Raw genomic sequence first — 6364 nt, 5'->3', positions numbered from 1 at the left:
CACAGGCGCCGCGCCGGCAGCGTTTGCGAGGCCCAGCGGCGGATCTGCCAGCGCAGTGAACTGGCGCGTGAAGCGGCTCTTGCAACCGGCCGTGACACGCACCAGCAGCACCGGTTCTTCGACCGGCGAGGTGGTGGTGATGCGGGCCAGCCATTGCTGGCGGCCGGACTGGCCGACAACGGCAGGCTGGGCCTGCACCTGGACCCGCACTTCAGCGTCCGGCAGGCGCCGGTCGCCCGACAAGACTTCGGCACTGATGCAGTCGGCGACGATCGCCTCTTCGTCTTCCAGCGTCAGCGGGAGCAGCAGTTGCAATGGCTGGCCCATCACCGCCTGAAAGGCCGGGGGGCCAAAGCTGGCGCCGTGGGCAGACAGGCTGGCCGACAGCGTGCAAAGGCACAGGAGCGCGGGGACTCTTTTTCTTGTCATGCCTGCTGCGTATCGAGTTGTTTTTGACTCTATCACGCAGGGTTGCCCTCATCTTCTCGGGGCTCGCCCGCACTGTGCTGCACACACCACTGCAACATCACAGATGCCAGAATCTGCGGAACTAGTTGGCATTTACAGCGGCTGGTGTTCGATGGCCGGCCCTTAACAAAATCAGAAATGAGCCGGTCCGGCCTTCCATAGATTCAAAACCTTGCGGGAGATTCCATGCCGTCCGAACTGCTGACACAGTGTGAAGGCCAGACCCTGGTGCTGACGCTGAGCGACCCCGCCACGCGCAACACCTTGTCGCCGCAGGTCTACTCGGCGGGGGTCGAGGCACTCAACGTGGCGGCGGATGACCCGACGCTGCGGGCCGTCATCGTGCGCGGCGATGGCGAGCACTTCTGCGCCGGCGGCGACCTGAACCGGATTGCCGGCGCACGCGAACGGCCGCCGCAGTTGCAGGCCGAATCCATCGACCAGTTCTGCGGCCTGGTCGAGGCGCTGGGACATTTCCCCAAGCCGGTGATCGCCGCGGTAGAGGGCTTTGCGGCCGGTGGCGGCATGGCGCTGGCGCTGGCCTGCGACCTGATCGTCGCGGCCGACGATGCGCGTTTCGTGATGTCCTATGCCAAGCTGGGCCTGTCGCCCGACGGCGGTGCCAGCTGGCACCTGGCGCGGGCACTGCCACGGGCGCTGGCGCTGGAACTGATGTGGCTGGCCGAGCCCATCGGTGCGCAGCGGCTGCATGCGCTGGGACTGGTCAACCGCCTGACCGAAAAAGGCCAGGCGCTGGCCACCGCGCTGGCGCTGGCCCGCCAACTGGCCGACATGGCGCCCAACGCAGTGGCCAGCAGCAAGGAACTGGTGCAACAGGCGCCGGCACGGCGCTTGCGCGAGCAGATGGAAGCCGAGAAGCGCGAGTTCGTTGCCAACCTGTTCCACGACAACGGCGGCGAAGGCATTGCCGCTTTCCAGGCCAAGCGCAAACCTGAATTCCGCTGAGCGTCTACTCGCGCTCGCCACCAACCGCCACCATGCCCACCGCCCTGCCCGATCCCCTGCCCGCTTTCACCCCACCCGCCCGCCGGCGCCTTTACCTGATGCGCCACAGCTCGGTGGACTACTTCCTGCCCGACGGCTCGCCGCTGGACCCGCATAGCGTGCCACTGAGTGCGACCGGCCGAGCCCAGGCGGACGCCGCGGGCCGCTTGTTTGGCGAGGCCGGCGTGCGCTTCGACCGGGTACTGGTCAGCGGCCTGCCGCGCACGCGCGAAACCGCGCAGCGCGTGCTGGCCGCTGCCGGCCAGTCCATCACGCCGGTGGTCGACACGCGGCTGCAGGAAATCCGCCCCGGGCGGCTGGAAAACATTCCACGCGACGAACTGCACGCGGCCTTCACCGAGCTGTTCAACAACGACCCGCAGATCGAGCAGCACCGCTTCCTCGGCGGCGAGACCGTGGGCGAACTGCTGGACCGCATCCTGCCGGCCTTCGATGAACTGCTGGCAGACAGCGGCTGGCAGACCGTGCTGCTGGTGCTGCACGGCGCCGTGAACCGCGGGCTGCTGTCACGCGCCCTGTGTGGCCAGCGCACCTTCTTCGGCCGGCTGGAGCAGGCGCCGGGCTGCATCAACGTGCTGGACATCGGCACCCAGGACATCGTCGTGCGCACCATCAACCTCGCGCCCACCCAATGGCTGCAGGAACGCGAGCGGCTGACGACGATGGAAAAGCTGCTGCTGCAGTACACCGGCAAGCCGGTCTGAAACTCAAGTGCCGTAACCCGGCATTTGACGATCCAGTCGGCGCAACAGTCCGGGCCAGATCAGCTGGCTGCCCATGCCGCGCGTGACCTGCGCGGCCTGCTGGCGCGCGGTCGCGATGATCTCCGGCGCCACGTGCACCAGGCTCCCGCCGCCGGCTTGCGCACGCACCTGGATCGCGCAGGTGGTCTCGAACAGGTACATCGCCTGGAAGGCATCGGCAATCGTCTTGCCCACCGTCAACAGGCCATGGTTGCGCAACATCAGGAAGCTGTTTTCGCCCAGGTCGCGCACCAGCCGCGGCTTCTCGTCGTCGCGCAGCGCCACGCCTTCGTAATCGTGATAACCCAGGCTGCCGAGCACGAAGATGGACTGCTGCGACAGCGGCAGCAAGCCCTCGGCCTGGGCCGAGACTGCAATACCATTCAGGGTATGCGTGTGCAGCACGCAGCCGACCTCATGGCGAACCGCATGCACGGCGCTGTGGATGGTGAAGCCGGCCGGGTTGACCGGGTATGGCGAGTCGCTCAGCTTGTTGCCTTCGTGGTCCACCTTCACGAGGCTGCTGGCGGTGATCTCCTCGAACAGCATGCCGTAGGGGTTGATCAGGAAGGCGCCATCTTCCCCGGGCACGCGGGCGCTGATGTGGGTGAAGACCAGGTCATCCCAGTGGAACAGCGCAACCAGCCGGTAGGCGGCGGCCAGGTCCACGCGGGTTTGCCATTCCGCTTCGCTGCAGCTTGGCCTCAGGGTTTCCAGACGAGCATTCATTGTTTGTCTCCGTGGTGACGCGGTGCCCAGGGGAAACCGCAACATGGACAATACCGACAACGATCATGTCGCCGTTGTCACGTCAGGGACAAATGATGAATACCCCCATTCTTACAATCGAAGAGCGCCACAACATTGATTCAGCTTCATGGTTTTCCTCGCTTTCGCACACCCTGCGCTCTGCCATCATGGCGCGAGCCTTTGTGCGGCGATTGCAGGACGGCACACCGCTCGCCGCGCGCGGCGGGCCGGCCGAAGATTGGGTCGGGGTGGCCAAGGGTGCAGTGCGGGTCAGCACGGTGTCGCTGTCTGGCAAGCAGGTTTCGCTGACCTACGTCGAACCAGGCACCTGGTTTGGCGACATCGCGTTGTTCGATGGCCTGCCGCGCACCCACGACGCGACGGTCCATGGCGCGACCACGCTGGTCGGTGTCACCAAGGCGGATTTCAAGGAGCTGCTGTCGCAGCACACGGAGTTGTACGAGGCGCTGCTGCGCCTGAACTGCCGCCGCCTGCGGCTGATGTTCAACCTGTTCGAGGACCTCAACACCCGGCCGCTCTCCGCACGCCTGGCCAAGCAGTTGCTGCTGCTGGCCAACAGCTACGGCATCGCGCAGGGCGAGGAGATCCGCATCGGGCTGCAGCTGGCGCAGGAAGACCTGGCGCAACTGCTGGGCGCCTCGCGCCAGCGGGTCAACCAGGAACTGAAGGAACTGGAACGCGAGGGCGTGCTGCGGGTGGAACCCACGCGCCTGGTCGTGCTGCACAGGGACAAGCTGCTGGCCGCAGCGCAACGCTGAGCATCCGCCGGGTTCGCCCTGCGGCGCAGGGATGAACAACGCATGGACCTCCAACACAACATCGGCACCAAGCCCGTCGCGGCCAGCCACCAGTTCGACATCGGCGCACTCGAAGCGCACCTGGCGCAGCACCTGCCGGGCTTTGCCGGACCGCTGACGGTCGAGCAGTTCAAGGGCGGCCAGTCCAACCCGACCTACAAGCTGATCACGCCGCAGCGCGCGTATGTGATGCGCTCCAAGCCGGGCCCGGCCGTCAAGCTGCTGCCGCAGGCGCATGCCATCGAACGCGAGTTCCGCGTGATGAAGGCGCTGCACGGCAGCGCGGTGCCGGTCGCCGAGATGCACCTGTTGTGCGAGGACGAAGCGGTGATCGGCCGTGCGTTCTACGTGATGGCGTGCGTGGACGGCCGCGTGATGTGGGACCAGGCCCTGCCCGACCTTTCTCCCGAGCAGCGTGGCGCGGTCTATGACGAGATGAACCGCGTGATCGCCGCGCTGCACAGCGTGGACGTGGGCGCCGTCGGCCTGGCGGATTACGGCAAGCCGGGCAACTATTTCGAGCGCCAGATCGGCCGCTGGAGCAAGCAGTACCAGGCCTCGGTCACGCAGGACATTCCGGCGATGAACCGCTTGCTGGAATGGCTGCCGGCCAACATCCCGGACAGTGCGCGCGACGCGGCGGAAGTGTCCATCGTGCACGGCGACTTCCGGCTCGACAACCTGATCTTCGACGCCGCCGAGCCGCGCGTGAAGGCGGTGCTGGACTGGGAGCTGTCCACCATCGGCCACCCGCTGGCCGATTTCAGCTACCACTGCATGGCCTGGCACATCCCCCCCGGCACCTTCCGCGGCATTGCCGGGCTGGACCATGCCGCTTTGGGCATCCCGTCCGAGCGCGAGTACGTGCGCCGCTACTGCGAGCGCACCGGCCGCGCGGACCCAGAAGCCGTCGTGCGGGACTGGAACTTCTACCTGGCCTACAACCTGTTCCGCCTGGCGGCCATCGTGCAAGGCATTGCCAAGCGGGTCGAGATGGGCACCGCTGCCAGCGAGCAGGCACGGGCCAACGGCGCGGCTGCGCCCCAACTTGCCGCGCTGGCCTGGGGCTTCGCCGCCAAGGCCTGATCCGGCCTCGGCCGCAATCGCCTTCCCTTTCAGTTTTCTCGCATCGCAAAAGCGCCATCGGCGCCATCAAAGGAGACCGCATGGACTTCGCCTATTCCCCGCGCACCCAGGAGCTGAGGGACGCCGTCTCGACGTTCATGGACCAGCACGTCTACCCCAACGAAGCCCGCTACGGGACCGAGCTGGAGGCCAACACGCAGGCAGGCAAGCGCTGGACGCCGTTGCCCGTCATCGAGGAACTCAAACCCAAGGCCCGCGCCGCCGGGCTGTGGAACCTGTTCCTGCCCGAGAGCGAGCTGGGCGCCGGCCTGCTGAACCAGGAATACGCGCCGCTGGCGGAGATCATGGGCCGCGTGCCCTGGGCCAGCGAAGTCTTCAACTGCTCGGCGCCGGACACCGGCAACATGGAAGTGCTGGTGCGCTACGGCAGCGCCGAGCACAAGGAACGCTGGCTCAAGCCGCTGCTGGCCGGCGAGATCCGCTCCGGCTTCGCGATGACCGAGCCGGCGGTGGCCTCGTCGGACGCGACCAACATCGAAGCCCGCATCGAGCGCCAGGGGGACGACTACGTCATCAATGGCCGCAAGTGGTGGACCAGCGGTGCGGGCGATCCGCGCTGCAAGGTGCTGATCTTCATGGGCAAGACCGACCCCGACGCGCCGCGCCATTCGCAGCAGTCCATGGTGCTGGTGCCGATGGACGCGCCAGGGGTCAAGGTCATGCGCGCGCTGAGCGTGATGGGCTATGACGACGCGCCGCACGGCCACATGGAGATCGACTTCCAGAACGTGCGCGTGCCAGCCAGCAGCATCCTGCTGGGCGAAGGCCGCGGCTTCGAGATCGCCCAGGGCCGCCTCGGCCCGGGCCGCATCCATCACTGCATGCGGCTGATCGGCCTGGCAGAGCGTTCGCTGGAACTGATGTGCAAGCGCGCCAGCAGCCGCGTCGCCTTTGGCAAGACGATCGCCCAGCAAGGCGTCACGCAGGAGCGCATTGCCGAGGCCCGCTGCATGATCGAGCAGGCCAGGCTGCTGACGCTGAAAGCTGCGTGGATGATGGACGTGGCCGGCAACAAGACCGCCAAGGCCGAGATCGCGATGATCAAGGTCGTCGCGCCCAGCATGGCCTGCCAGGTCATCGACTGGGCCATGCAGGTGTACGGCGCCGCCGGCATGTCGCAGGACTTCCCGCTGGCCAGCTACTACGCAGGCGCCCGCACGCTGCGCTTTGCCGACGGCCCCGACGAAGTGCACCGCAACGCGATTGCCAAGGTCGAACTGGGCAAGTACCGCGTGTGATGGGGCCACCGGCGGCAGCGTGCCGCCTTGGGCTCAATCCTCCGCTGGCGGATCGCTGGCGGGACCTTGCCGGCTCGCCAGGTCCTGCTGGCTGAGGTCGAGCTGGCTGGCGTTGATCTGGCTGGCACCCATCTGGCTGGAGATGGGCTGCGACGCAAACCCGCGCGCGCCCAGC

The 6364-nt window shown here is 67.0% G+C and carries 6 protein-coding genes and 1 pseudogene; 5 read left to right on the top strand and 2 right to left on the bottom strand.

The window, feature by feature from the left end; translation table 11 throughout:
* A pseudogene (locus tag FKP22_RS17745) lies at positions 1–315 on the bottom strand (hypothetical protein); the annotation flags it as partial.
* Positions 316–654: 339 nt separating this feature from the next.
* On the opposite strand from FKP22_RS17745, the gene FKP22_RS17740 reads away from it, so the two are divergent.
* Together FKP22_RS17740 and FKP22_RS17735 are read left to right on the top strand one after the other, a co-directional pair.
* Entirely contained in the window at positions 655–1434 is a 780-nt protein-coding gene (locus FKP22_RS17740) for an oxepin-CoA hydrolase, alternative type (RefSeq protein ID WP_141288872.1), read from the top strand.
* 56 nt (positions 1435–1490) lie between these two features.
* Positions 1491–2198 carry a histidine phosphatase family protein gene (locus tag FKP22_RS17735; protein ID WP_141288874.1) on the top strand — a complete coding sequence of 236 codons (708 nt, stop codon included), beginning with the start codon at positions 1491–1493 and terminating at the stop codon, positions 2196–2198.
* A 3-nt stretch (positions 2199–2201) separates the two neighbouring features.
* Here FKP22_RS17735 and FKP22_RS17730 read toward each other — a convergent pair whose 3' ends face one another.
* Positions 2202–2966 (bottom strand): class II aldolase/adducin family protein, encoded by a 765-nt coding sequence (locus tag FKP22_RS17730; RefSeq protein ID WP_141288870.1) that lies wholly within the window; start codon positions 2964–2966, stop codon positions 2202–2204.
* Between the two features lie 95 nt (positions 2967–3061).
* On the opposite strand from FKP22_RS17730, the gene FKP22_RS17725 reads away from it, so the two are divergent.
* The 3 genes from FKP22_RS17725 (at position 3062) to FKP22_RS17715 (ending at position 6189) form a co-directional block, all read left to right on the top strand.
* Entirely contained in the window at positions 3062–3766 is a 705-nt protein-coding gene (locus tag FKP22_RS17725; protein WP_141288868.1) for a Crp/Fnr family transcriptional regulator, read from the top strand.
* Between the two features lie 42 nt (positions 3767–3808).
* Positions 3809–4891: a phosphotransferase family protein gene (locus FKP22_RS17720; RefSeq protein ID WP_141288866.1), complete on the top strand. Its 1083-nt coding sequence runs from the start codon at positions 3809–3811 to the stop codon at positions 4889–4891.
* Positions 4892–4971: 80 nt separating this feature from the next.
* Complete coding sequence (locus tag FKP22_RS17715) at positions 4972–6189, top strand: acyl-CoA dehydrogenase family protein (RefSeq protein WP_141288864.1); 1218 nt, start codon at positions 4972–4974, stop codon at positions 6187–6189.
* The last annotated feature ends 175 nt before the right edge of the window (positions 6190–6364 follow it).

This window comes from Ideonella azotifigens, assembly GCF_006519715.1.
Taxonomy (GTDB): Bacteria; Pseudomonadota; Gammaproteobacteria; order Burkholderiales; family Burkholderiaceae_C; genus Ideonella; species Ideonella azotifigens.
This window is presented reverse-complemented; position numbering and strand designations above follow the sequence as displayed.